This window comes from Rhodococcus sp. Q1 (genome assembly GCF_004153645.1).
In the GTDB taxonomy this organism is placed as follows: Bacteria; Actinomycetota; Actinomycetes; order Mycobacteriales; family Mycobacteriaceae; genus Rhodococcus; species Rhodococcus gordoniae.
This window is the reverse complement of the sequence record NZ_SDMJ01000001.1, coordinates 1,002,264-1,028,619: the sequence shown is the minus strand read 5'-3', so window position 1 is coordinate 1,028,619 and position 26,356 is coordinate 1,002,264. Positions and strand designations below refer to the sequence as shown.

At 69.0% G+C, this 26,356-nt stretch carries 6 protein-coding genes; 3 read left to right on the top strand and 3 right to left on the bottom strand.

Annotation, left to right across the window (positions count from 1 at the left end; genetic code table 11):
• Positions 1 to 78: 78 nt before the first annotated feature.
• On the top strand, positions 79 to 594 hold the full coding sequence (locus EQ874_RS04750; RefSeq protein WP_064064738.1) for a protein tyrosine phosphatase: 516 nt from the start codon (positions 79 to 81) through the stop codon (positions 592 to 594).
• Here EQ874_RS04750 and EQ874_RS04745 read toward each other — a convergent pair.
• Positions 565 to 2,367, bottom strand: coding sequence for a polysaccharide biosynthesis tyrosine autokinase (locus EQ874_RS04745; RefSeq protein WP_129975855.1), 1,803 nt, complete (start codon positions 2,365 to 2,367; stop codon positions 565 to 567). The genes EQ874_RS04750 and EQ874_RS04745 overlap by 30 nt on opposite strands.
• Positions 2,367 to 21,065, bottom strand: coding sequence for a non-ribosomal peptide synthetase (locus EQ874_RS04740; RefSeq protein ID WP_242496642.1), 18,699 nt, complete (start codon positions 21,063 to 21,065; stop codon positions 2,367 to 2,369). The genes EQ874_RS04745 and EQ874_RS04740 overlap by 1 nt, the downstream gene beginning before the upstream one ends.
• 281 nt (positions 21,066 to 21,346) lie before the next feature.
• Between EQ874_RS04740 and EQ874_RS04735 the strand changes: the two genes are divergently transcribed.
• Positions 21,347 to 23,179 (top strand): DUF4012 domain-containing protein, encoded by a 1,833-nt coding sequence (locus tag EQ874_RS04735; protein ID WP_129975853.1) that lies wholly within the window; start codon positions 21,347 to 21,349, stop codon positions 23,177 to 23,179.
• A gap of 208 nt (positions 23,180 to 23,387) precedes the next feature.
• Entirely contained in the window at positions 23,388 to 24,734 is a 1,347-nt protein-coding gene (locus EQ874_RS04730) for a UDP-glucose/GDP-mannose dehydrogenase family protein (protein WP_129976020.1), read from the top strand.
• A 444-nt stretch (positions 24,735 to 25,178) separates the two neighbouring features.
• Here EQ874_RS04730 and EQ874_RS04725 read toward each other — a convergent pair whose 3' ends face one another.
• Positions 25,179 to 26,342: an acyltransferase gene (locus tag EQ874_RS04725; RefSeq protein WP_129975852.1), complete on the bottom strand. Its 1,164-nt coding sequence runs from the start codon at positions 26,340 to 26,342 to the stop codon at positions 25,179 to 25,181.
• Between the last annotated feature and the right edge of the window lie 14 nt (positions 26,343 to 26,356).

Below are 26,356 nucleotides of genomic sequence, written 5' to 3'. Positions count from 1 at the left end.
CCGGCGAGTCACCAGGGCCGTTCGGGTGACGTACACCGGGACCGAGCACCCCGAAGGCGTCTCCCATAGGATCGCCGGATGCGGATTCTCTATGTGTGTACCGGAAACATCTGCCGCTCACCGACCGCAGAGAGGCTGACCACCGCGTACGCGTCCGAGGTCGGCCGCGACGATCTCTCGGCGCACAGCGCCGGCACCCGGGCCATGGTCGGCTACGGCATGGAACCCACCGCAGCACTCGTGTTGCAGCAGCTCGGAGGCGATCCGGACGGTTTCGCCGCGCGTCGGATCACACCGCAGATCGCGGAGGACTCCGACATGATCATCACGATGAGCGAGCGGCACCGGGCCAAGGTGATCCAGCTCGCGCCGCGCAGGATGCGCGCGACGTTCACTCTGCGTGAGGCGGCCCGGCTGCACGAGGCCACCGGAGCACAGACCGTCGCAGAATTGGCGACGGCCCGGGCGCAGATGTCTGCGCCCGGGCCGGAGGACATCGTCGACCCGATCGGCCGCGACGAGGAGACGTTCGTCGCGGTCGGATCCGAGATCGCCGACCTGCTGCTACCTCTCCTCGCCGGTCTCCGTTCCTGAATCGTTCACCGGGCGCCGCGGTGCGTGCACCACGGGTCGCGACAGCGGCTCGGCGGAGGAGTACGCCTGCGGCGCCTGGTAGGGCTCGCTGCCGTAGCGCTCCGAGGCGGGCTGCGGCGCGGGCGGGAACTGCTCCGCGGCGCGGTAGTGGTAGGCGTCGTTGCTCGGCGCCGGGTAGGCCTGCGTGGCCGGCGGCTCGACGTGACGGTGCCCGTTCTGCGGCCGGGCCGTTTCCTGGGCGGGCGCCGACGGGGTCGGCTGCGACGGCTGTGCCGAGTGTGCCGGCTGTGCCTCTCGCGCCGGCTCGGCCGGCCGAGGTGCCGGGGCCGTCCGAGATGCCGGTGCGGTCTGCCCCGACGGATCGACGCGCTGCGCCGCCGGCGTGCTCGTCCGGGCGGCCGGAGCGGCTCCGTCCTTGTCGGAGCTGTAGTAGTACCGATACTCGTAGGCCGTGCCGCGACCCTTGGTGGGGGTCATCGCGAGGATCGTGCCCAGCACGGGGGCGTTGACCGCACGCAGGTTGCCGACGGCCCGCGCGAACTGCTCGCGGGTGGTCTTGCCGTAGCGCGCGATGAGCAGCGCGCCGTCGGCGATGTTCGTCAGGATCGCCGCGTCGGTGACGGGCAGCAGCGGCGGCGCGTCGATGATGACGTAGTCGAAGCGCGACCGCAGGTCTTCGATGACCTCGCGGGCGTGCGCGGACCCGAGAAGCTCGGACGGGTTGGGCGGCAGTCCGCCGGCGGCGAGCACCCACATGCCGTCGAAGCGGGTCGGCTGGAGCACGTCCTCGAGGGTGGCCTGGTTCGCCAGCACGGTCGACAGGCCGGCGTCGCCGAGCGTGCCGAGGTACTTCGTCACGCGCGGACGGCGCAGGTCGGCCTCGACGAGCACCACGGAGTGGCCGGCCTCGGCGAGCACGAGAGCCGTGTTGACGGCCGTGGTGGTCTTGCCCTCACCGGGCAGCGAGCTGGTGATGACGATCGCGCGCGGCGGGTTGTCTACCTCGAGGAACTGCAGGTTGGTCCGCATCTCGCGGTAGGCCTCGGCGTCGCCGCTGTTGGCGTCGGCGAACACGATCGCCGGGTCCTCGTGCCGGGCCTTGTCGAGCGGGATCACACCCACCACACCGGTGCCGGCGAGTTCCTCGACGGCACTGCGGTCCTTGATGGTGTTGTCGAGGCGGTCGCGCAGCACCGCGAGGGCGATACCGAGCAGCAGACCGACGGCCAGGCCCAGAGCGACGTTCCGCGTGGTCTTCGGCGTCACCGGCGACGACGGAGTGGCCGCGTACTGCTCGACCACCACGCGGGCGGTGGGCGGGCCGCCGTCCTCGGGGGTCTCCAGTTCACGTGCCATGACGACGAATTCGTCCGACAGTGCGTTGGCGAGGTCGCGGGCACGCTCCGGCGACTCGTCGGTGACGGCGGTGTCGATGAGCACCGTGTCGGGGGTCGACGAGGCGGTGACCTTGCCGGCGAGGTCGACGGCCGACAGGTCGCCCAGACCGAGCGTGTCGAGGGTGCGCTGCGCGAGGGTGGTGCCTTCGAGCAGTTGGGTGTAGGAGGTGACGCGCTGCTGCGAGAACAGGTTGCCCTGGTAGATCTCCTGCACCGACGCGCCCGACGAGGTCGACACGAACAGCCGTGTCTTGGCTTCGTATTGCGGCGTGGTCAGCAGGGAGGCGCCGAGTGCGGCAAGAACCGCCACCACCGTCGTGACGGCGACGATCTTCCACCTCGCCTGCAGAATTCGCAGGTAATCATGTACTTCCATCAGGGCGTCTCCCTCGTTGCGGTAACACTGCGTGCGCACCCGGTGGGCGCGGTGTGGGGGTCGTCGTGGCGCTCGAGCACGCTGTCGAGCACCGGGCCGATCGCACGCACCGCGTCCGGATCGGCCAGTTCCGAGTGCGTGAACGGCACCGGATGTTCGACGACGAGACCGCGCACATATCGCTGCCAGGTGGCAACGAGATCTGGGTGCCGGTCGAGATCGGGTGCGGCGACCACCAGGTCGATATCGCCGTCGTATTCACTGAGGGTGTGCCTGCGCACCGCGGTTTCGACGGCCTGCGCGGCGGCGTCGGTGCGACGGCGGACTTCGGCGACGAGTTCTTCGGGCAGCCCGGCGATGTCGGGCACGTTCTCTGCCGCGGGGTGGGACTCGGCAGGCAAGGTCTCGGGTGTGAGGGTGTCGAGCAGCACTACCGCACCGACCTGCTCACCGCGCTCGCGTATTTGCACAGCCATCTCGTGTGCGATGGTGCCGCCCACCGACCAGCCCAGCAGGTGGTAGGGACCATCGGCGCTCACCTTACGGATCTCGGCCACATACCGCGCGGCGAGTTCGCCGATGCTGTCCGGAATGTCGTCGAAGCCCGTTGCCTGCAGACCGTAGACGGTGCGGCCGCCCAGATGAGGCGCCAATCCTGCGTACATCCAGGCGAGTCCGCTGATGGGGTGCACGCAGAACAGCGGGGGCCGTTCGTCGCCGCGACCGGCGATCTCGACGATGCTGCCGAGCGGGTCGCGCTCGTCGTTACTGCGGCCGTATTCGATGCGGTCGGCGAGAGCGGCGAGATCCGGACTGGTGAACAGCCATTCGACGGGGACGTCGGTGTCGAGGGCATCGCGCAGCTCACCGGCCACACCGACGGCGCCGATGGAACTGCCTCCGAGGTCGAAGAATCCGCGGTCGGCGGAGATCTCGTCGACGGGCAGGTCGAGGTGGGCGGCGAACACTGCGGCGACGGTCTGCGCGATGCGTCCCTGCGGCGCCACGAGCGGTTCGTCGGTCGTGCCGTCGGGTTCGGGCAGCGACGCACGGTCGACCTTGCCGGACGGCAACAGCGGCAACGCGTCGACGACGGTGATGCTCGCCGGCCGCAGGTGCCGGGGCAGCTCGGCGACGAGCGCGCGGCGCAGTGCGGCGAGGTCGGGTGCGGTGCCGGTCTCGGGCTGAATGTAGGAGACGAGCACGGTGTCTCCGGCCCGTCCGGGATGCGGCACGGTGACGGCCGCGGCGATGCCGGGGCGGGTCAGCAGCGCGGCGTCGACCTCGGCGGGTTCGATGCGGATCCCGTGGATCTTCACCTGATCGTCGATGCGGGCCACGTGATCCAGTACCCCGTTCGGCAGGATCCGAACCAGGTCGCCCGTGCGGTACAGCCGCGACCCGCCGCCGCCGAACGGGTCGGCGACGAATCGCGTTGCGGTGAGACCGGATTCGTAGCGGTACCCGCGGGCGGTGCTGTCGCCGGTCACGTAGAGTTCGCCGACGGTGCCGCGCGGCACGGGGTGCAGGCGCGAGTCGAGCACGTAGGCGCCGGCACCGGCGACGGGCGTGCCGATGCCCGGCTTCTCGTCGCCGCTCAGCGGAGCGGAATACGAGACGGCGACGGTGAACTCGGTGGGCCCGTAACCGTTGACGATCCGGTGCCGCGACCAGCGGCCCACCAGCGCACCGGGCAGCGATTCACCTGCGGCGACGATCGTCGTGGGCTCGAACGCCTCGGGGTCGAGTGTGCCGAGCACGGTGGGCGTGAGGTTGAGGTGTGTGACGCGCTCGTCGACGATCAACTCCTGCAAGGGTTCCCCGGCGAAGGTGTGATCGGGGGCGATGACGAGGGCGCCGCCGTGCGCGTGGGCGGAGAGCAGTTCGAAGATCGCGGCGTCGAAGGTGTGCGAGGCGACCTGCAGTACACGCGATTCCGGTCCGAGATCGAGCAGAGTGCTCTGGACGTCGAGCAGCGCCGCGAGTCCGCGATGGGTGACGTCGACGCCCTTGGGGGTGCCCGTGGTGCCGGATGTGTAGATCGTGTAGGCGAGATCGCCGGATGTCACTGCGGGGCGCGGTGGTTCGACGGCGTCGAAGTCGATGCTGCGGTCGGCGGTGAGGTCGATCCACGTCACGTGGCCGAGTTCGCGGTCGCCGACGGTCAGGCCGATGCGGGCACCGGAGCCGGCGAGGATCGCGGCGCTGCGCGCGTGGGGCTGGGTGAGGTCGACCGACACCCAGGCCGCACCGAGTTTCGTGATCGCCCAGACGGCGAGCGGCCAGTACTCGCTGCGCGGCACCGCGATCGCCACGAGGTCTCCGCGTCGCACGCCGTGCGAGGCGAGCACGGAGGCGATCTCGTCGGCGCGGGCGTCGAGTCCGCCGTAGGTCCACGCGACGGTGCCGGAACGCACCGCGATGCGTCCGCGATGCCGGTCGACGCTGGTCGCGAGGATCTCGGGCAGGGTGCGCGGCTCGACGGCGGGCGCCGACAGCGGCGCGGGCACCGGCACGGCGAGATCGCCGACGGCACGCTCGGGTTCGGCGAGCGCGGCGGCGAGCATCGCGACGAGGTCGGTGAGCATCGCGTCGCCGGTGGTGGCGTCGAACAGATCCGTCGCGTAAACGAAGCGCAGGTCCAGTCCGGCCTCGCGTTCGACGAGTTCGAGGACCACATCGAACTGCGCGGCCGGTTCCCCGGCATCGGTGTCGGCGACCTGCACTTCCGGCAACTGCGGCAGCGTCTCCCCGACCTCGACGCGGTGCGTGAGCAGCACCTGGAAGAGCGGGCTGTACGACGGATCGCGGCGCGGCGCGAGCCGGGCGACGACCTCGTCGAACGGCACGTCGGCGTGCGCGAGTGCCCCGAGATCGGTGGCCCGCACCTCGCGCAGCAGTTCGGTGAACGGCCGGGACGGGTCGACGGCGGTGCGCAGCACCACGGTGCCGACGAACATGCCGACGAGCCGGTCGAGGCGCGCATCCGTGCGACCCGCGATCGCTGTGCCGACGGCGATGTCGGTACGTCCGCTGCGACGCGCGAGCATCGCGGCGAAGACGGCGTGGACGAGCATGAACACCGTCACGTCGTGGCTGCGCGCCACCTCCCGCAGGCGACGATGGGTCTCGGCGTCGAGGGTCGAGACGATCTGCGCGCCACGGTGGCTCGGCTGCGCGGGGCGCGGCCGGTCGGCGGGCAGTGGCAGCGGGCTGTCGGGCAGGCCGGCGAGTGTGGTTGTCCAGTAGCCGAGTTGGCGGGCCGCGAGCGAGCCCGGATCGGTGGCGTCGCCGAGCAGTTCGTGCTGCCAGCGGGCGTAGTCGCCGTAGGTGACGGGCAGCGGCTCGAAGACCGGTGCCGCTCCCCCGCGACGCGCGGCGTAGGCGACGGCCAGATCGGTGAGCAGCGGTGCGACGGACGCGCCGTCGAACGCGATGTGGTGCACGGCGGCGGCGAGCACCCGTCGGCCGGGTTCGGCGTCGAACAACCGGATCCGCAGCGGCGCCTGCGCGGTGATGTCGAAGGGGGTCGTGATCGTGGCGGTCACGGCCGCGGCGACATCGTCCGGCGCGGAGTGTTCGAGCACCGGCGGGTCGACGGGCACCTGCACGTCGCCGATGAAGGCGGTGCGCAGCACGCGGTGCCGGTCGACGACGTCGCTCACCGCGGCGGTGAGGGCGTCGACGTCGAGGTCGCCGGTCAGCGACAGCACGACCGGCACGAGATAGCCGGCGGTGCCGGTCTCGGCGCGCGCGACGATGCCGAGGCGGCGCTGCGCGGGGGCGATGGGCGGCGGGGTGTCGTCGTCGTAGCGGCGCAGCGCGATGCGGTGGTCGTCGCCGGATTCGATGCGGGCGGCGAGCGCAGCGAGGGTGGGGGCGGCCAGCACCTCGCGCACCGGCACGTCGGTGCCGAACACCTCGCTCAGCCGCGCGGCGAAGACGACGGCCGAGAGCGAGTCGCCGCCGGCGGTGAAGAACCCGCGGTGCGCGGCCGGACGGGCACCGAGCACGTCCTCGGCGACGGTGACCACGAGGTCCTCGGCGTCGGTGAGGGGCCGGTCGAGGGCGGCATCGTCGTCGAGTGCGGCGGCGTCGTGCAGTTCGAGGGCAGCGACGTCGAGTTTGCCGTTGGGTGTGAGTGGCAGCTGGTCGAGCACGTGCACGCGGGTGGGCATGCGGTGCGGCGGCACGACGAGCGCGACGCGCGCGGTGATGTCGTCGGCCGACAGGTCCGGGCCGGCCGCAAAGGCGACGAGCGTGCCCGCCACCGCGACCACCGCGGCCTGCCGGATGCCGGGCTGGGCGAGCAGCGTCGCCTCGAGTTCGCCGGGTTCGATGCGCACGCCGCGCACCTTGAGCTGGCGGTCGGTGCGGCCGAGATAGCCGAGGGTGTCGTCGACGCGACGGTGGACGCGGTCGCCCGTGCGGTACATGCGTGCACCGCCGGGGGCGGCGACGAAGCGTTCGGCGGTGCGGGCCGGGTCGTCGAGGTAACCGGCGGCGAGGCCGTCACCGGCGAGGTACAGCTCGCCGACGGCGCCGGCCGGGACGGGACGCAGTCGCGCGTCGAGCACGTGGGCGACGGTGCCGGGCACGGGCTTACCGATGCTCGGGCGGGTGCCGGGTTCGATGTCGACGAGGGTCGCGACGATCGTGGCCTCGGTCGGCCCGTACGCGTCGAGCATCACGCGGCCGTCGGCCCAGCGTGCCGCGAGCGACGGCGACAGCGATTCGCCTCCGGAGGCGACGACCTTCAGGTCGGGCAGACCCTCGGGGTCGAGGGTGCCGAGCACGGTGGGGGTCGACAGGTAGTGGGTGATGCGCTGCTCGGCGAGGTAGCGGTGCAGGTCCTGGCCCGCATACACGTCCGGGGGTGCGATGACGAGGGTCGCGCCGGTGGTGTGGGCGAGCAGCAGTTCTAGCAGTGCCGCGTCGAACTCGGGTGAATAGCCGTGCAGCACGCGGTCGCCGGGCTCCACCCGGTAGCGCTCGGCCGCTTCGGCGGCGAGCGGGGCGAGTCCGCGGTGCGTCACCGCGACCCGCTTCGGGGTGCCGGTGGAGCCGGAGGTGGACACGACGTAGGCGGTGCCGGGCAGGCACGTCTCCCCCGCCTGCCGCGAATGCGTGAAGGCCGCACCGGTCTTGGTGATGGCCCACAGGGTGCGGATGTAGTCGACGCTGCGCGGGGCGTCGATGCGCACGATCCGGCCGTCCCGCGCGCCCTCGGCCCGCAACTGGGCGGCGAGGGTGTCGGACTGCTCGTCGAGTTCGCGGTAGGTGAGCGATTCGCCGTCGCCGCGCAGGGCCTCGCGATCGGGATGTGCGGCGGCGGTGGCACGCAGCATCTCGGCGAGCGTGCGTGCCGGGGCGGGTTCGCCGCCGTCGAGGGCGGGCGCCGGGATGTCGACCGCCACTTCACCGATGGTGCTGCCGGGTGCGCCGGCCACGGCCTCGAGGAGCGCGACGAATCGGGTGGCGAGCAGTTCGGCGGTGCAGCCGGTGAAGCGGGCGGCGTCGAACACGAGCGTGCCGGTGTAGCCGCCGGGGCGCGGGGCGAGGGTGAACTGCAGGTCGAACTTCGGTGTGTCGTCGAGGATTTCGCGGGCCTCGACGGTGAGCTCCCCGAGGGTGATCGGGCCGGTACCGAAGTCCTGCAACGCCAGCGCGACCTGCGGTGCTCCGCTCTGCCGCTCCGACAGCAGCTGCTCGTAGGGCACGGTCACGTGGTCGAAGGCGGCGACGTCGAAATCGCGGACCTGGCCGAGCAACCCGGTGAACGACATGTCGGGGGCCACGCGGGCGCGCAGCACGAGCGTGTCGAGGAACGGTCCGACGAGCTCTTCGAGCTGCGCCCAGCGGCGTCCGCCCACCACGGCGGCGACGGCGATGTCGTCGCTGCCGCCGAGTCGCGCGAGCAGCACGGACAGCGCGGCGTGCAGCACCATGAACTCGGTGGCGCCGTGCGCTCGGGCGAGTTCGGCGAGCGCGTCGCGCACCTCGGCGGGCACGGTGAAGTCGACGCTGCGCGCCCCGGTGTCGGTTCCGGGGGCGTCGGCGGGCAGTTCGGTGACGGTCAGTCCGTCGAGGGCGCGGCGCCAGTGCTCGAGGTCGCGTTCGGGGATGCCGCGTTCGGCTTCCCACAGGGCGTAGTCGGCGTACTGCAGCGGCAGCGGCTCCCACTGCGGGGCCGTGCCGTTCACGCGGGCGAGGTAGGCGATGGTGAGGTCGCGCAGCAACGGTCGCAGCGACGTGCCGTCGGCGATCGAATGGTCGACGTCGAGGTGCAGCACGTGCTGGTCGGGGCCGGTGCGTTCGAGTCGCACGCGCCACCGGTCGCTGCGCGGCGCCTCGTGGATCTGCTGGTACACCCCGTCGCCGTCGACGATGTAGTCGGTGCGCAGGATCTCGTGGCGCAGCGCGATGTCGCCGAGCGCGGCCTGCAGGGCACCGAGGTCGAGCGGTCCGCTCAGGTTCACCTCGCTGCGCAACCGGTATGCATCGGGGGCAAGGGAGCTCAGACCCCACAGGCGGCGCTGCGCGCGGCCGAGTGGGATCCGTGCCGGGCGTGGCGAGACCGCGACGGGCCCGGCACCGGTGTCGAAACCACCGGCGTCGAGGGCGGCCGCGAGTGCGTCGACGGTGGGGTTCGCGAAGACGGTGCGCAGCGGCACCTCGGTGCCGGTCTCGTCGCGCAGGCGTCCGACGAGGACGGTGGCGAGCAGCGAGTTGCCGCCGACGGCGAAGAAGTCGTCGGTGCGTCCCACCGTCGCACCGTCGCCGAGGACGTCGCCGATGATCCGGGCGACGAGTGCCTCGGTCTCCGTGCGCGGTTCGCTGCCGTCACCGGCGACGGGTTCGGGCAGCGCGGCGGCGTCGACCTTGCCGTGGGAGGTGAGCGGGATCGCGGCGAGCGGCACGATCGCGGTGGGCACGAGGTGTGCGGGCAGGACGCTGCGCAGCTGCGCCTGCAGGTCGGAGCCGTCGAGGTTCTCGCCGGTGACGTACGAGACGAGGCGACCTCCGCGCACGCGGGTCACCGCCCGTTCGACGCCGTCGAGTGCGGCGAGGGCGGTGTCGATCTCGCCGGTTTCGATGCGCACGCCGCGCAGCTTGATCTGGTTGTCGCTGCGGCCCACGAACTCGAGCGCACCGGCGCGGGTCCAGCGCACGAGGTCGCCGGTGCGGTAGCGGCGGCCGTCGGGTCCGGCGACGAACCGCGCTGCCGTGCGCGCGGCGGCGTCGCGGTAACCCGACGCGAGTCGCGGTCCCGAGACGTACAGTTCGCCGACCACACCGGCGGGCACGGGACGCAGCCGCTCGTCGAGCACCTCGACGGTGACGCCGCGGACGGGGGTGCCGATGACGATGTCGTCGCCGGGGCGCAGGGGCTGCGAGTTGGTGACGAACATCGTGGCCTCGGCCGGGCCGTAGCTGTTGATCAGAGTGCGCCCGCCGCCCCAGCGGTCGACGATCTCGCGGGTCAGGCGGTCGCCGCCGAGCACGAGGGTGCGCAGGGCGGGCAGGTCGCACACCGGCACGGTGGCGAGGGTGGAGGGCGTCATCATCGCGTGGGTGATGGCGGCGCTGTCGAGCAGATCACCGAGGGCGGCGCCGCCGTAGCTGTCGGGGTCGGCCACCACGAGCGTCGCGCCGGCGATGCCGGCGGTGAGCATCTCGAGCATCGCGGCGTCGAACGACGGTGCCGCGACGTGCAGTACGCGATCGCCCGGGACGGCCGCGATGTATTCGCCGATGTCCTCGGCGAACACGCTCGCGGCGCGCTGGGTGACGGTGACGGCCTTGGGATTTCCGGTGGTGCCGGAGGTGAAGACGAAGTAGGCGGGGGCGTCGGGTGCGGGGTCGACGACGTCGGCGAGCGGATGCTCGTCGTCGGAGGTCACCTCGAGCCACCGCACGTTCGCCGGAAGTGCCGGTGCTTCACCGACCCCCACGCGCACATCGGCGAGCATCTCGGCCAGGCGCGCGGTGGGGGCGGTGGGGTCGACGAGCATCGGTGCGGCACCGGCGCCGATGATGGCCCACACGGCGAGCACCGATTCGAGTGAGCGCGGGTAGGCGCACGCCACCGGATCGCCCGGACGCACACCGGAGAGTTGCAGGCGTGCAGCGAGAGCGTCGGAGTAGTGGAGCAGTTCGGGATACGACAGTTCGCGGTCGCCGTCGACGATCGCGAGTTCCTCGCCACCGGCGGCCGCACCCTGCGCCAGCCACTGCCGCAGCGACCGCGGCGCACCCGGTGTGGCACCGACGGCGGGCAGAGCAGTGTCGCCGTGCAGGTCGATCTCCCCGACCCGCACATCCGGATCCGCGACGGCCGCGCTGAGGATCGCGCGCAGACGATCGGCGTAGGCGGCGACGGTGTCGGCGTCGTACAGGTCTGTGCTGTAGAAGAATTCGAGGTCGATACCGTTCTGCTGCTCGGTGACGGTGACCTGCACGTCGACGTTGACGTGTTCGGTGTCGACCGGCTCGGCCGTGACGGTCAGGCCGGGCAGCGCGAAGGTCGAGGCGACGGGCCGCGCCTGCGACAGCGCCACCTGGAACAGCGGGTGCCGCGCTTCGCTGCGGGCGGGCTGCAGCTTCTCGACGAGCGTCTCGAACGGCGCGTCGGGGTTCGTGTAGGCCGCGAGGTCGCGGCGGTGCACCTGCGCGAGCAGGTCGGCGAAGGTGACGCCGGGATCGACGTCGGTGCGCAGCACGAGGGTGCCGGCAAACATACCGACGACGTCGTCGAGCTGCGGGTCGCCGCGACCGGAGACGGCGGTGCCGATGGGGATGTCGCGACCGGCACCGTGCCGCGCGAGCAGCGCCGCGAGTGCGGCGTGCAGCACCATGAACACCGTCGCGCGACCCTCACGGGCCAGTGCGTGCAGACCGCGGACGAGATCGGCGTCGAGCGAGACGGTGTGGGCGGCACCGTGTCCGGTGGGTTGTGCGGGTCGCGGCCGGTCGCCGGGCAGGGTCACCTCGTCGGGCAGGCCGGCGAGTTCGTCCAGCCAGTACGGGATCTGTTCGTCGGCGATGCTGCGCTGCCGGCGCGCGTAGTCGGTGTACTGCACGGGTAGCACCGGCAGCTCGGGGGCCGCGCCGGTGAGGCGGGCTTCGTAGGCGACGGCGATGTCGCGCAGCAGCGGTGTGAGCGACCAGCCGTCGGCCGCGATGTGGTGCAGGACGACGAGCAGCACGTGCCGGTCGGGTGCCGTCCGGTACAGCCGCAGGCGGGCCGGGGGTTCGACGGTGAGATCGAAACCGGTGGTGGCGTATTCGCGGACGAACTCGTCGAGGGCGTCTTCGGGCACGGCCACCGGCTCGAGATCGGGGCGTGCCGCGGGCAGCACGGTGTACTCGTCGGCGGCGGGGTAGACGGTGCGCAGCGTGCGGTGCCGTTCGAGCACGTCGCCCACGGCGGCGGTGAGAGCACCGATGTCGAGGTTCCCTTCGAGCCGCACCGCGAACGGCAGGTTGTAGCTCGGGGATTGCGGGTCGAGGCGGTTGATGAACCACAGGCGTTGCTGCGCCGCCGACAGCGGAGCCGGGGCGTCCGGGTCGGCGACGAGAGGCACACGGCGAGTGGGCGTATCGCGTCCAGTGGTTATATATGAGGTCAAGGCCGCAATGGTCCGGTTCTCGAAGATGTCTCTCACGGTGACATCGGTGTCCAGCACATCCGACAGGCGGCCCGCGAGACGCGTGGCGAGCAGCGAGTTGCCACCGAGGTGGAAGAAGTCGTCGTCGGCGCCGAGGGTGCCGGGGGCGATGCCGAGCAGTTCGGCGCACAGGTCCGCGACCAGCTCCTCGACCGGCCCGTGCGGTGCCGCTCCCCCACCGGCGGTGATGTCGGGGGTGGGCAGCGCGGCGCGGTCGAGTTTGCCGTTCGCGGTGAGCGGCAGCGCGTCGAGGACCACGGCGGCCGACGGCACGAGATAGTCGGGCAGGCTGCGGCGCAGGTCGCGCAGGACGGCGGGAGCGTCGCCGCCGACGAGATAGGCGACGAGCCGGTCGTCGCGCAGCAGCACCACCGCCTGGCGCACACCCTCGCTGCGCAGCAGGGCGGCTTCGATCTCGCCGGGTTCGATGCGGTAGCCACGCAGTTCGATCTGCTGGTCGGCGCGCCCGAGATAGTGCAGGGCACCGCTGCTGTCGCGGCGTCCGAGGTCGCCGGTGCGGTAGCGGCGGGCGCCACCCGGGGCGGCGACGAACCGCGTCGCGGTCCGGCCGGGGTGTGCGCGGTAGCCGCACGCGAGTTGGTCTCCGCGCACGTACAATTCGCCGATCGCGCCGGGAAGTGCGGGTCGCAGCGACGAGTCGAGCACGTCCACGGCGAGACCGGGCAGCGGCGCGCCGATGCCGGTCGCGGTGGCATCGCCGAAGGTGACGTGCACAGTGGTCTCGGTGATGCCGAACATGTTGACCGCCCGCACGTGCGGGTGGCGCTCGACCCACGGGCGTACGCGCGCGGGGTCGAGGGCTTCGCCGCCGAAGATCAGCAACCGCAGGTCGTCGAGCGGCGCGTGGTCGGTGGCGGCGAGCTGGTAGAACGCCGTGGGGGTCTGGTTGAGCACCGTCACGCGGTGGCGGGTGAGCACGTCGACGAAGGCGGCCGGGTCGCGCACCGTGAGGTGGTCGACCACGACGACGCGGGCACCGGTGCCCAGCGGCGCCCACATCTCCCACACGGAGAAATCGAAGGCCGGCGAATGGAACAGCGTCCACACGTCGTCGGCGCGCAACCCGAATTCGCCGACGGTCGCGGCGAGCAGCGACAGCACGTTGCGGTGCGTCACCTGCACGCCCTTGGGGGTGCCGGTGGATCCTGAGGTGTAGACGATGTAGGCGCCGAGATCCGCGACGAGCGGGAAATCGAAGAGGGCACCGTCGTCGAGGCGGGCGGCCACCTGCGGATCGTCGAGTCGCACTGCGGGAAAACGGATGTCGGTGAGGTCGCTGTCGGTGACCACCAGGGTGGGTTGCGCGTCGTCGAGCAGGGCCTGCAGGCGCGTGGCGGGATGCGTGACGTCGACGGGCAGGTAGATGCCGCCGACGCGGGAGACGGCGAGGATCGCGACGACCAGTTCGGGGGTCCGCGGCAGTGCGACCGCGACGACGTCCTCGGCGGTGACGCCGTGTTCACGAAGGAGTGTGGCGAGCGCGCCCGAGCGCGACCACAGGGCGCCGTAGCTGAGGGAGTACCCGTCCCCCACCACGGCGACGGCCTCGGGATCGTCGGCCACGCGTTGCGCGACCAGCTCGGGCAGCGACTCGGCCGGAAGTTGCTGTGCGGCGCCGACGGGGGTGAAGTCGGCGCCGCACAACTCGATACCGCCGACCGGCACTGCCGGATCGGCGGTAACAGAGTCGAGGATACGCACAAACCACGACTGCCACTGCACAATCGTGTGCGAATCCAAAAGTTCGTCCGAGTACGTCAGGATCGTGTCCAAGCCGGCCGGTACACCGGTCTCCGAACGACGTTCCCGGACGGTCATCTCCAGGTCGACGCGGGCGGTGCCCACCGGGATCTCGCGGATCGTCGTGGAACTGCCGGGCAGCGTGAACTCGTCGAGTGAGAACGACTCGTACGCCAGGATGACCTGGAACAACGGGTGGTGGGCGTCGGTGCCGGCGCCCACCGCGTCGACGATGCGGTCGAACGGCACGTCGGCGTGGGCGAAGGCGTCGAGGTCGGCGCGGCGGGTATCGGCGAGCAGGTCGGCGAAGGTGCGGCGCGGATGCACCCGCAGCCGCAGCGGCACGGTGCCGACGAACATGCCCACCACGTCGTCGACCGCGGCGTCGCTGCGTCCGGAGACCGGGGTGCCGACGGTGACGTCGTCGGTGGCGGCGAGCGCCGAGAGCAGCGTCGCGAGCGCGGCGTGCAGCACCATGAACGGTGTGACGTCGTGGGCGCGGGCGAGCTTGTCGATCGCGGCGTGCAGTTCGGCGGGGATCGTGAAGCTCGCGCGACCCGCGGTGCCCGTCGACGCCGCGGTGCGGGGACGGTCGGTGGGCAGCGCGAGCAGCGGCGGCGCGTCGTCGAGGGTCTGTTTCCAGAAGGCGAGCTGCCGGGCCGCGAGACTGTCGGGGTCGTTCTCGTCGCCGAGCACGGCCCGGTGCCAGCGCGCGTAGTCGCGGTAGGTGACCGCCGGAGCCGGCAGGTCCGGCGATTCCCCGTCGCGGTGGGCGCGATAGGCGGTGACGGCGTCGCGTCCGAGCGGCAGCAGCGACAGGCCGTCGGCGGCGATGTGGTCGATCACCACGGCGAGCACGTAACCGGAGTCCGTCCGGTACAGGCGGGTGCGGATCGGCGCGTCGACGGTGAGATCGAAAAGCACACGGGCGAATTCGGCCAGTTCCGCATCGAGGGCGGTGCCGGGGTCGACGGGCTCGAGGTCGAGTGTCACCGTCGGCAGCACGTGCCGGCGCGGGCCGGACGGGCTGTCGGGGAAGACCGTGCGCAGCGAGTCGTGGCGTGCGACCACCGTGGCGGCGGCCGCGCGCACCGCGTCGAGATCGGTGTCGGCGTCGAGGTCGAGCGCGAAGGCGATGTGATCGCCGCCGTCGGCGCGGTCGGCCAGGTCGAACCGGTTGAGCAGCCACATGCGCTGCTGCGCGGGGGCGAGCGGTGCGTCGCTGTCGTCGTCGACGTGCACGAGCGGCAGGTGCTCGCCCGCAGGTTCCTCGGCGAGCAGGTTCGCGAGTTCGGTGACGGTGGGGTGCTCGAAGATGTCGCGCACACCCACCCGGCGACCGGCGACGCCCCGCAGACGCGCCGCGAGCTGGGTCGCGAGCAGCGAGTTGCCGCCGACAGCGAAGAAGTCGTCGGATCCGGCGACGTTCGGCAGATCGAGCAGGTCGGCGACGACACCGGCGACGAGTTCTTCGGTGGCGCTGCGATATCCGTCGGTGCGGGTCGCGGCGAGCACCGGCTCGGGCAGGGCCGCGCGGTCGATCTTGCCGGTGCTGGTGAGCGGCAGCGCGTCGAGCACGGTGACGGTCGCGGGCACCATGTGCCGGGGCAGCCGCTCGGCGGCCCATTCGCGGATCTCGTGTGGGTCGAGGCGGTCGTTGCGGCTGTGCACGTAGGTGGCGAGGGTGTCGCCGCGCACCACGGTCACGGCGGTGCCGATGCCCGGGTGGTTCTGCAGGGTCGCGTCGATCTCGCCGAGTTCGATGCGGAAACCGCGGATCTTGACCTGATGGTCGCTGCGGCCGACGAATTCGAGGGCGCGGTCGTCGTCGTGTCCCGTCCAGCGGACGAGATCGCCTGTGCGGTAGAGGCGCCCGGCGCCGAACGGGTTCGCGACGAACCGGTCGGCGGTGAGTGCCGGTGCGTCGAGATACCCACGGGCTACGCCCTGCCCCCCGAGATACAGCTCGCCCGTCACCCCTTCGGGCACGGGCCGCAGGCGTTCGCCGAGCACCACCGCGGTGACGCCGACGAGGCCGGTACCGATGGTGAGCCGGTCGCCCGGTGCGAAGGGTTCGCTCGAGGTGGCGAGCACCGTCGTCTCGGTGGGTCCGTAGACGTTGAGCAGGGTGCGGCCGGGTGCCCAGCGTTCGGCGGTCTCGACCGGCCACGCCTCGCCACCGATCGCGATCGTGCGGAGAGCGTCGAGTGCGGCGGGGTCGAGCTGGGTGGGCACCGAGGGCGTCGAGAACCAGTGGGTGATGCCTTCGGCGCGAAGCAGTTCCACCAGTTCGTCGCCACCGAACAGGTCGGCGGGCGCCGCCACCAGCGTGCCGCCGGCGGTGAGCGCCAGGACGTATTCGAGCACTGCGCCGTCGAAGGCGGGGGTCGCGAAGTGCAGCACCCGCGCGTCGGTGACGGTGCCGGAGGCAGCAGGCAGGTCGAAGCGCTCGATGAACGATTGCGCGAGCGGGCCGAGTCCGCGGTGCGAGACCACCACGCCCTTGGGCCGGCCGGTGGATCCCGAGGTGTAGACGACGTAGGCGGTGTTGTCGAGGCGCAGCGGTCGCACCCGATCGGCATCGGTGATCGGGCGGATGTCGCCCTCGACGGTGAAGGCGATCGGCTCGACCCCGTCGGGCAACGCGACCTCGCCGTCGACGATCGCGTACCGCGCGCCGGATGCGCCGAGCAACTGGGCGATCCGCGCGGCGGGCTGGCCGGGATCGACGGGCACGAAGGCCGCGCCGCTCAGCGCGACGGCCGCGGCGGCGAGCACCGAACGCGTCGACCGCGGGAGCACGACGGCCACACGATCTTCCGTCCCGATACCCCGCTCGACGAGCGTCCACGCGAGCGGTCGTGCCGCCGTGCGGATCTCGACAGCCTGCCCCCCGGGTTCGGTCACGCAGGCCGGGGACCGGTCGATGATCTCGGCGAAGGTCGATTCCGGGCCGGGTTCGGCAGCCTCGACAGCCGGGGCGCCGAGGTCGAGGTCGCCCACGGGCAGCGACGGATGCTGCGCGACCTGCGCGAGCACTCCGCTGAGGCGGGTCACCCAGCGGGCGATGGTGTCGTCGTCGAACAGCTTCGTGTCGTAGACGAGGCGGCCGGTGAGCGATCCGTCGCGCAGTTCGCGCAGCGAGATCTCGACGTCGAATCGTGCCTGCGCCGAGGCGATCTCCTGCGGCCGTACCGTGAGCCCGGGCAGTTCGAGGTCGGGCACGTCCACGTTGTCGTAGGCGAGCATCACGTGGAAGGGCGAGAAGCCCAGGGCATCGACGACGTAGTCGAACGGCACGGTGGCGTGTGCGAAGGCGTCGAGGTCGGTGTCGCGGGCCTGCGCGAGCAGCGACGTGAACGGCTCGGCCGGGTCGACATTCGTCCGCAGGGTGACGGTGCCGACGAACATGCCGACGAGCGCGTCGAGGTCGGGGTGGTCGCGACCTGCCGTTCCGGTGCCGATGGCGATGTCGTGCCCGGAGGTCCAGGCGGCGAGCCACACGGCGACGGCGGCGTGCACGGCCATGAAGGTGGTGGCGTCGTGTGCGGCGGCGACGGCCCGCAGTGCCGCGACCTGTTCGGCCGGCACCGTGAAGTCCACGGCCGCAGCGGGACCGAAGCCGCCGTTGCGGGGACGGTCGGTGGGCAGCGGCGCCGCGTCGGCGAGCCCGTCGAGTGTGCGTGTCCAGTAGCCGATCTCGCGACCGGCACGGGTGTCGGATGCCGCCGGATCGCCGAGGCGATCGAGATGCCACCGCGCGTAGTGCCGGTAGTGCAGCGGCAGCGGCGTCCACGCGGGCGCCTCCCCCGCCGTGCGGGCGAGATAGGCGGTGGCGACGTCGAGGGTGAGCGGCACGAACGACGCACCGTCGAGCGCGATGTGGTGGGCGACGACGGCGAGCACGTGCTTGTCGTCGGCGAGTCGCAGCAGACGGATGCGGAACGGGATCTGCGCGGTGAGATCGAACGGTTCGGCGGCCCACTCGGTGATGAGCGCTTCGACATCGCCCTCGGCGGCTTCGGGTTCGAGGGCGAGTCCGGCGACGGCACGATCGAGCGGCAGCACGTCCTGTACCGGGCCGTCGGCGTCGAGGCGGAACAGCGTGCGGAGGGTTTCGTGCCGGTCGAGGACGTCCACCACCGCGGCCTGCAGCGCCGGCAGATCGAGGACGCCGTCGAGGTGCAATGCGAACGGCAGGTGGTAGGCAGCCGGGTCGCCGTGCGCCCGGGCGAGCAGGAACAGTCGGCGCTGCGCTGGGGCCAGCGGCGACGGCCCGGCATCGGGAGTGGCGACGGGTCGCGATTCCGATTCGGGTCGCGTCGCTGCGGCTGCTGCCAGACGAGCGACGGTGGGGTGGGCGAACACGTCGCGCAACTGCACGTCGCGGCCCAGTGCGGTACCGAGGCGTGCGGCGAGCTGGGCGGCGCCGAGCGAATGACCGCCGAGCGCGAAGAAGTCGTCGTCGGCCCCGATGTCGTCGACGCCGGTGAGCTCGGCGAACAGCTCGGCGACGATCTTCTCGGCCGGGCCGCTGGGCGGCCGCGACCCGGCGGCCACGGCACGTTCGGGTGCGGGCAGCGCGCGCCGGTCGACCTTGCCGCCCGGCGTGAGCGGCAGCGCGTCGATCACGGTGATCGACGACGGCCGCAGATAGGTGGGCAGTTCGTCGGCGAGGCGGACGGTGAGGTCGGCGGGCGCGACGTCGCCCACGACGTAGGCCGCGATGTGGTCGCCGTGGACGGTGACGGTCGCGGCCTGCACCTCGTCGACGGTGACGAGGGCGGATTCGATCTCACCGAGTTCGATGCGGTAGCCCCGGATCTTCACCTGCTGGTCGGCACGGCCCAGGAATTCGAGGTGCCCGTCGGTGGTCCAGCGGACGCGGTCGCCGGTGCGGTACATGCGACCGCCGAACGGCGAGGCGACGAAGCGTTCGGCGGTGAGGGCCGGTGCGCCGAGGTAGCCGCGCGTCACGCCCGGTCCCCCGAGATACAGTTCGCCGATCACGCCGGCGGGCACGGGATGCAGGCGGGCGTCGAGGACCACGGCGGTGGTGCCGTCGATCGGCCGGCCGATGGGCACGCCCGCGCCGGGCTGCAGGGGGTCGCTGAGGGTCGCGAGGATCGTGGTCTCGGTGGGCCCGTAGGCATTGAGCATGGTGCGGCCGGTGGACCAGCGATCGACCACGGCCTGCGGCAATGCCTCGCCACCGGCGTCGAGAACCTGCAGGTCGGGCAGGCCGACATCGGGAGTGACGGCGAGGATCGCCGGTGCGGTGATCGCGTGGGTGACGGCTTCGCTGCGCAGCAGAGTGGCAAGGGCCGGTCCGCCGACGGCGTCGCGCGGGCAGATCACCACGGTGGCGCCCGCATCGAACGCGAGGAGCAGTTCCTGCAACGACGCGTCGAAGGACGGTGCGGCGAGGTGCAGCACGCGCGACGCCTCGTCGGCGCGGTAGCGATCGCGCAGCGTCGACACGAGTGCCGATACACCGCGATGACCCACCGCGACGGCCTTCGGGGTGCCGGTGGAGCCGGAGGTGTGGATGATCCACGCCGCATTGTCGATGTGCAGCGGAAGCAGGCGATGCTCGGCCGTGAAGGTCTCGCCGGATACGTCGGCGGGCGGCGCGATGCGGGTGACGTGCTCGGGCAGCGGCGGGCGGTCGTGGGCGACGGCGATCCGCACGTCGCGCAGCACCTGGTCGAGGCGGCGGGCGGGAAGTTCGGGGTCGAGCGGGGTGTAGGCGGCGCCGGTCTTGGCGACGGCCCACAGTGCGACCACCGAGTCGATCGAGCGCGGCAGCAGCACGGCGACGCGTTCTTCGGGGGCGGCACCCGCCGCGACCAGCGCATGAGCGAGCGTGTGGGAGTGAGCGTCGAGTTCGCGGTAGGTGATGCTCTCGCTCCCGTCCACGACGGCGACGGCGTCGCTCGCGGCATGGCGGGTGAGGACGTCGGGCAGCAGTTCCGGCTCGGGCGCGGTACGGCCACGGGCGGGCGCCAGGCCGTCGAGTTCGGCCGGGCCGGCGAGGGCGAGATCGCCCACCGCGACGCCCGCGTTCTGCACGAACTGCTTCAGGAATCCGAGGAAACGGCTGTGTAGCGACGAGAGGTGTTCGCCGCTGTAGAGAGTGGGGTTGGCCTCGAAATCGACGCGCATCGTGCGGCCGGCGACGCCCGGGTAGACGTTGACCGACAGGTCGTCGACCGGTCCGGTGGACTGCACGTGGTAATCACCGATGACATCGCCGAACGCGATCTGCGGGTGGAACATCATCAGGTTGACGACGGGACCGAACGCGTTGCGCGTCTCGCTGTGCTCGCGACCCATCTCGCGCAGGTCGGCCAGCATGTCTTCGTAGCGGTAGCGCTGGTGGCGCAGGGCGCCGGTGAGCTCGACCTGCACGTCGCGGATCAGATCGGTGGCCGGCGCCGCCTGATCGACGCGCACCCGCAGCGGAACGACGTTGGAGATGGCTCCGGCGGAGCGACGCAGCGGCGCGGTGGTGCGCGCCGAGACCGGGAGCGTGAGCACCACATCGTCGGTGCCGCATGCGCGCGACAGAAATGCGGCGAAGGCGGCGACGACGATGGGGACGTCGGTCGAGTTCGCGTGGTGGGCCAGAGCCGTCACGGCGTCGGCGACCTCGGACAGCAGCTCGGCACCGGCATGGCGTGCCGGCGCCTTCGGCGGAGCGACGCCCTCGGCGAGCGAAATCGGCTCGGGCAGGCCGGAGAGCCGCTCGAGCCAATGGGCGCGATCGACGGTCTGACGTTTCGACCCCGTGTATGCAGCCTCGAACTCGACGATCTTCTCGACGGGCATCGACGTGACGGGCGGTGTCTCCTCCCCCGCAATCCACGCCGAGTACAGCTCGGCGGAGCGGCTGAGCATGATCATCGCGCCGTGCCCGTCCAGAGCGATGTGGTGGACGTAGCTGGACAGGAAGTAACGACCGTCGGCGATATGGAGCAACGCCGTCGCGATCAATCGGTCGCGCAGCGGATCGATGGGCCGCGAGAATCGCTCGCTCATCCACCGATGGGCCGCAGCTTCCGGATCCTCGCACGTGCGGAAATCCACGTACGGGACGTCGTCGTCGAACTCGACATCGACAACCTGCTCCGGAAGCCCTTCCTTCTCGACGAGGAACAGGAAACCCGACTCCACATCGCGCGCACCCTGCACACATGCCTGACGAACGAGGTCGTGATCGAGCTCGCCCCGAAGTTCTACGTACTGGGCAATCGTGAAGGGCACATCGGGATGGAGAGCTTGCGCGTACCAGAGCCCCCGCTGACTAGGGGACAGCGGAAGTAGATGCACCACGCTCCCCTCGCCCTCGCCCGACACAATTCAGGACAGGGGACGTGCAGAATCCTCCCCTATCGTGCGATCGTGGACGGAGCCTCCCAACTCCACTGTCACGATCACCGTGCAGAAGTTTACTTACAGTCACGGTTACCCACCACTTGAACGGTCGGCCAGTTCGGAATCGGGTTATCGTCTCGAACGGAAACCACGAAGGGGGCACAAGCGGCGTGAACGATGTTACCGGTGAGTCACATTCGCCCGAACGGCGTCGACGCAAGGTACGGAGGCGTCTGTCCGACGAGGAGATCGCAGCCCAGCGCGCGAAGCGCCGTCGCGTGCAGATCGGCTGCGGTATAGGCGCACTCGTGGTCGTCGGATTCGCCGGTTGGCTGGGTTACGAAGGCCTGCAGGCGAAGTCGAATCTGGAGAAGGCGCAGAACTTCGCCACACAGGCGAAAGATGCTCTGCTCGCAGGCGATACCGACAAGGCCCGCGTCGCCGCAGCCGACGCCGATCATTACGCCCAGGACGCCCAGGGTTCGGTCGATTCGGTGCCGTGGCGCATCGCAGGCGCCGTCCCATTCCTCGGCAGCCCGTTCGACTCCACTCGCCAGATGACCACCATTGTGAGCGGTCTCACAGAGCAGGTCCTCCTGCCGGCGGTCGATGCAGGCAGTGCAGTCTCTCCCGATCAGTTGATTTTGGACGGCGCACGCATCAATCTCGCCGCCCTCCGGGACGCCGCACCCGTCCTCGAGACGACCTCCGCGGCCATCAGCAATCTCGACCAGCAGGCTCAGAATGTCGACAGCACGTGGTTCGGCGTGATCGACGATGCACGAGTAGACCTGCAGGAGCAGGTGTCCGAGTTGTCCGGTCTGCTGAACAACACGTCGCTCGCGGCGCAGATCGCGCCCGCAATGCTCGGAGCGGACGGTCCGCGTAGTTACTTCGTCGGTTTCCAGACGAACGCAGAAGCACGTGGCACAGGTGGACTGCTCGGCGGTTTCGCTGTTATCCGCGCAAACGATGGTGCAATCTCCGTCGATGACGTCACGAGCAATCGGGAATTCCGGTTCGACTACGACCCGATCGACCTCGGCCCCGACTATCAGCGTGCATATGGCCACAGCCGCCCTACACAGGATTTTCGTAACAGCAATGTAAGCCCGCACTTCCCATATGCGGGCCAGATCTGGCAGTCGATGTGGCAGCAGGAGACAGGCCAGCGTGTGGACGGTGCGATCGCGACCGATCCCGTCGCACTGAGTTACGTCCTCGACGTGGTTGGGGATGTAACCCTCCCCGGCGGTGAGAAGATCACCGCGGAGAACGTGGTGGAGCTGACCGAATCCACGGCCTACGCACGTTTCGGCGACGACCAGAAAGCGCGTAAGACATACCTGGAAACGGTTGCGCAAACGGTGGTGAAGAAGCTGACCGGCAGCATTTCCAGGCCGCAAGCACTCCTCGAGGCTCTGGGACGCGCGGCAGGCGAAGGCCGCCTTGCGGTGTGGAGTTCCGTCCCGGAGGAGCAAGACGTCCTCGCCACTACACCTCTTGGTCATGTCGTGCCCGATGACCCCGCGCCTTATGCCCACGTGGTGATCAACAACCTCGGTGGAAACAAGCTGGACTACTACTTGGAGCGCGAGATCGAGTACACAGCGGGATCGTGTGACGGAGACACTCGCGAATCGAAGGTAACTGTGCGGCTGACCAACGGCCTTCCTCCGGGCGATTACACCGACTACGTCGCCGGAATGTTCGATAACCCGGTAGGCGCTCCTATAGGTACAAATCTCACCGACGTCGGGCTCCTTGCGACACAGGGCGCCAAGTTGAAGAAGGTGACCGTAAACGGCACCACCGCATTCGGCTTCACCGGAATGGAGCGTGGTCACCCTCTGTTCAACATCCAGGCTCCGGTACCGCAGGGCGAAACCGTTGAGATTGTCTACGAACTCGAAGAACCCGTCGCCGAAGGCACCGTACGCGTTCCGATCCAGCCACTTATCGACGCGCCGACGATAAAGGCAGACGTACCGGCATGTGGCTGACCCGGCTCAGCTTGTCGTCCTCTAGGTAGAGACTCTGCCGAGACGAGCAATCGGCGTCACCAGCGCTCGATTCCCGGTCTCGGTATAGGCATGCTCATACGCGTTTGAGTCGTCGCAGTCCCGGGTAGTTGGAGATGTACACCGAAAGTTCTCCTTTGACGATGGACAGGTACGCGGAATGCTCACTCGGGAACAGTATGAAATGCCCATGCGTTGTACTGTTTTCGGAACCGGATACCTCGGCGCTACTCATGCGGCCTGCATGGCTGAACTTGGACATCAGGTTCTCGGCGTCGATATCGATGCAGACAAGATCGCGAAACTCGAAGCGGGAGAGGTTCCATTCTTCGAACCTGGACTGCTCGACGTTCTCCGTCGGAATATCGAATCAGGACGTCTGTCATTCACTACGTCGTACGAAGAGGCGGCATCGTTTGCGGATCTACACTTCATTGCTGTAGGTACCCCACAGCGGCACGGCGACTATGCGGCTGACCTTACCCAGCTCCACTCCGTAATTGACCGGCTAGCGCCCAATTTGACCCAAGCGGCGGTCGTTGTCGGCAAGTCGACCGTTCCTGTAGGAACTGCAACGGCGTTGAGCGAACGAGTGCGCTCGCTCGCTCCGGCCAGGGACGCCGTCGAAGTAGCATGGAACCCCGAATTCCTTCGCGAAGGATTTGCTGTCCAGGACACTCTGACGCCCGACAGACTTGTCTTCGGGATCGAACATGACCGCGCAGGACACGCAGAGAGCGTGCTACGAGAAGTCTACCGATCCCTGATCAGTGCAGGCGTTCCCCTGGTCGTGACTGACCTTGCAACCGCTGAACTCGCGAAGTCCGCAGCCAACGCTTTCCTAGCTACCAAGCTCTCCTTCATTAACGCTATCTCAGAGGTATGTGAGGTCGCGGGAGCAGACTCCTCCGAGCTCGCTGACATTCTCGGATATGACCCCAGAATTGGTCGCCGCTTTCTCAATGGCGGCCTCGGATTCGGCGGTGGCTGTCTACCCAAGGACATAAGGGCTCTGATGGCCAGGGCGGGAGAACTCGGGGCGAACCAGGCACTACATTTCCTCCGCGAAGTCGACAGTATCAATATGCGTTGCCGTTCACGAATGGTCGAAATGACACGAAAGGCATGCGGAGGATCCGTTCTTGGAGCACGCATTACCGTGCTAGGTGCCGCGTTCAAGCCCGAATCGGATGACGTCCGAGACTCTCCCGCGCTGAATGTTGCGGGGCAGCTTCAGCTAGGCGGGGCGGAAGTCACTGTCTTCGATCCGCAGGCCATGGACAACGCGAGGAAAGTCTTCCCGACCCTCAACTACGCCACGAGCGCTCATGAAGCCTGCCGAGGGGCAGATGCAGTTCTCGTTCTCACCGAGTGGTCTGAATTTTGTCGGCTCGACCCCGCGACCGTCGCACACCTCGTCCGGTCTCATAACGTCCTTGACGGTCGAAACTGCCTCGACGGGCCTCTATGGCGGTCCCAGGGATGGCATTACTGGAAGCTCGGCTCCGGGGCGGCCTCAACAGAGCGCTCCCCCTAATTCCCCGATACGCCATTTCAAAATAACGGATCTACCCAGTGCAGGAAACTAGCGCCCCTCAGCAGCGTCTTCCCGCAGTACAGTTGACGTCACCTCAGACGCGGACCCGCGAACTCAGAGGTAACCGGACGCGTCCTTTCGGGCGGGACCGTTATTGTGCACTTCCCGTGCAATAAAACCCTGTTCTGCGTATGCACCAAGGGAGGGTAGTCCCGAACAACAAAGGAGATCGTGACGCTTCAAAATCTGGCCGAAAGCTACCCCAATATGGGTAAATGAATGTACAGGTTCGCCACTTCGGGACAAAACTACGCCGATTGAACTAATGCAGCTCTGCGAGCACCACTCGACGACCCACCTCACCTCTCCCAGACCCGATCTGACCACGGAATCGCGCTATTGCGGTCTGCGCTATCCAAGCGGCACAGCGCGACACCAAACCTGTCACGCTACTTCCCGCGCCTCGACACCATCGTGCCGCCCGGGGGCACTGCTCCGCTTTTTTCGCACCGTGCGTCTTTCGCGGGACTCGTCGTACATCTTCCGAGCAGGGACCTCTACGAGTTTGTAGATCAAGATGCCGACTACAGTTGACAAAACCGTAAGGGCCACGACGCGCGCAGCCAGCGGCCAAGCATCTAAATAATCCTTGAAAACCATAATAAGACTTAGATGAACCAAGTATATGCTGTAGCTGGATAGTCCGATGAGCTGGACCGACTTGATTCTCGACAATCGCGTAAAAATTGCCGACACAAAACCGACATTTGCATTGAAACCATAAATTATTACGGTGCAGGTAGTGATACTTTGCAACGTGTATCGAATTGTTTGCCGAAACCAATCATCACGAATCAACAGACTGATGAGAAAAACGGCGACCGCAGCGACTAATACCCACCCACTCCCACTCCAGCGCTCAATCAGCCCGCGAGTCGGCTTAGGTTTCTGCCACCGACGCAGGAGCAGAGCAGCGAGAATCCCCCAGGCAAGACTGTCTGCGCGCGTGTCCGATCCATAGTAAATTCGATCGGCGATATGCTCATTTCCAGGAGTGGCCAGCAACACGCGCAGGACCGTACTCGCAGCTATAGCGAAAATCGAGGCGAGTCCTAGCCACCGGATAGCGTGCGGACTTTTCACTAGCCACAACCACAACAGCGCGAAGACTATATAGAACTGCTCCTCGATGGACAAGCTCCATACGACCGCCGAACCCGGAAGCACGTCTGGGTGGTCAAGTTTTATCCAGTTAAAGTAAAATAGAACCTGACCTGCGAATGCACTCCAGTTAATCAACCCGCCCACTGCAGCATAAACAACTGTTGGAATTACCAACACAACAACGAGCGGAGGGGCCAGTTTGACGAGACGGCGAGTATAGAACCCTCCTACGTCGAATCCTCCTGTCCGGTCCCATTCTTTCAGTAGAAGAGTAGTGATAATAAAGCCCGATATTGCGAAGAATATCGTTACACCTGCGCCACCCGGCACTATATGACCGATTCCGGCGTGACCGACGACAACGAGCATGACTGCGACTGCTCGCATCGCATCGATATGCGCGTATCTAATCGCTGACGAGGTTGCGGGCAAGACAGCGTTCACAACATCTCCGTTGG

Bases quoted from the DNA above. Each gene is read 5' to 3' on its own strand.
- EQ874_RS04730 (WP_129976020.1), top strand. From the start codon at position 23,388: ATGCGTTGTACTGTTTTCGGAACCGGATACCTCGGCGCTACTCATGCG.
- EQ874_RS04745 (WP_129975855.1), bottom strand. From the start codon at position 2,367: ATGGAAGTACATGATTACCTGCGAATTCTGCAGGCGAGGTGGAAGATC.
- EQ874_RS04750 (WP_064064738.1), top strand. From the start codon at position 79: ATGCGGATTCTCTATGTGTGTACCGGAAACATCTGCCGCTCACCGACC.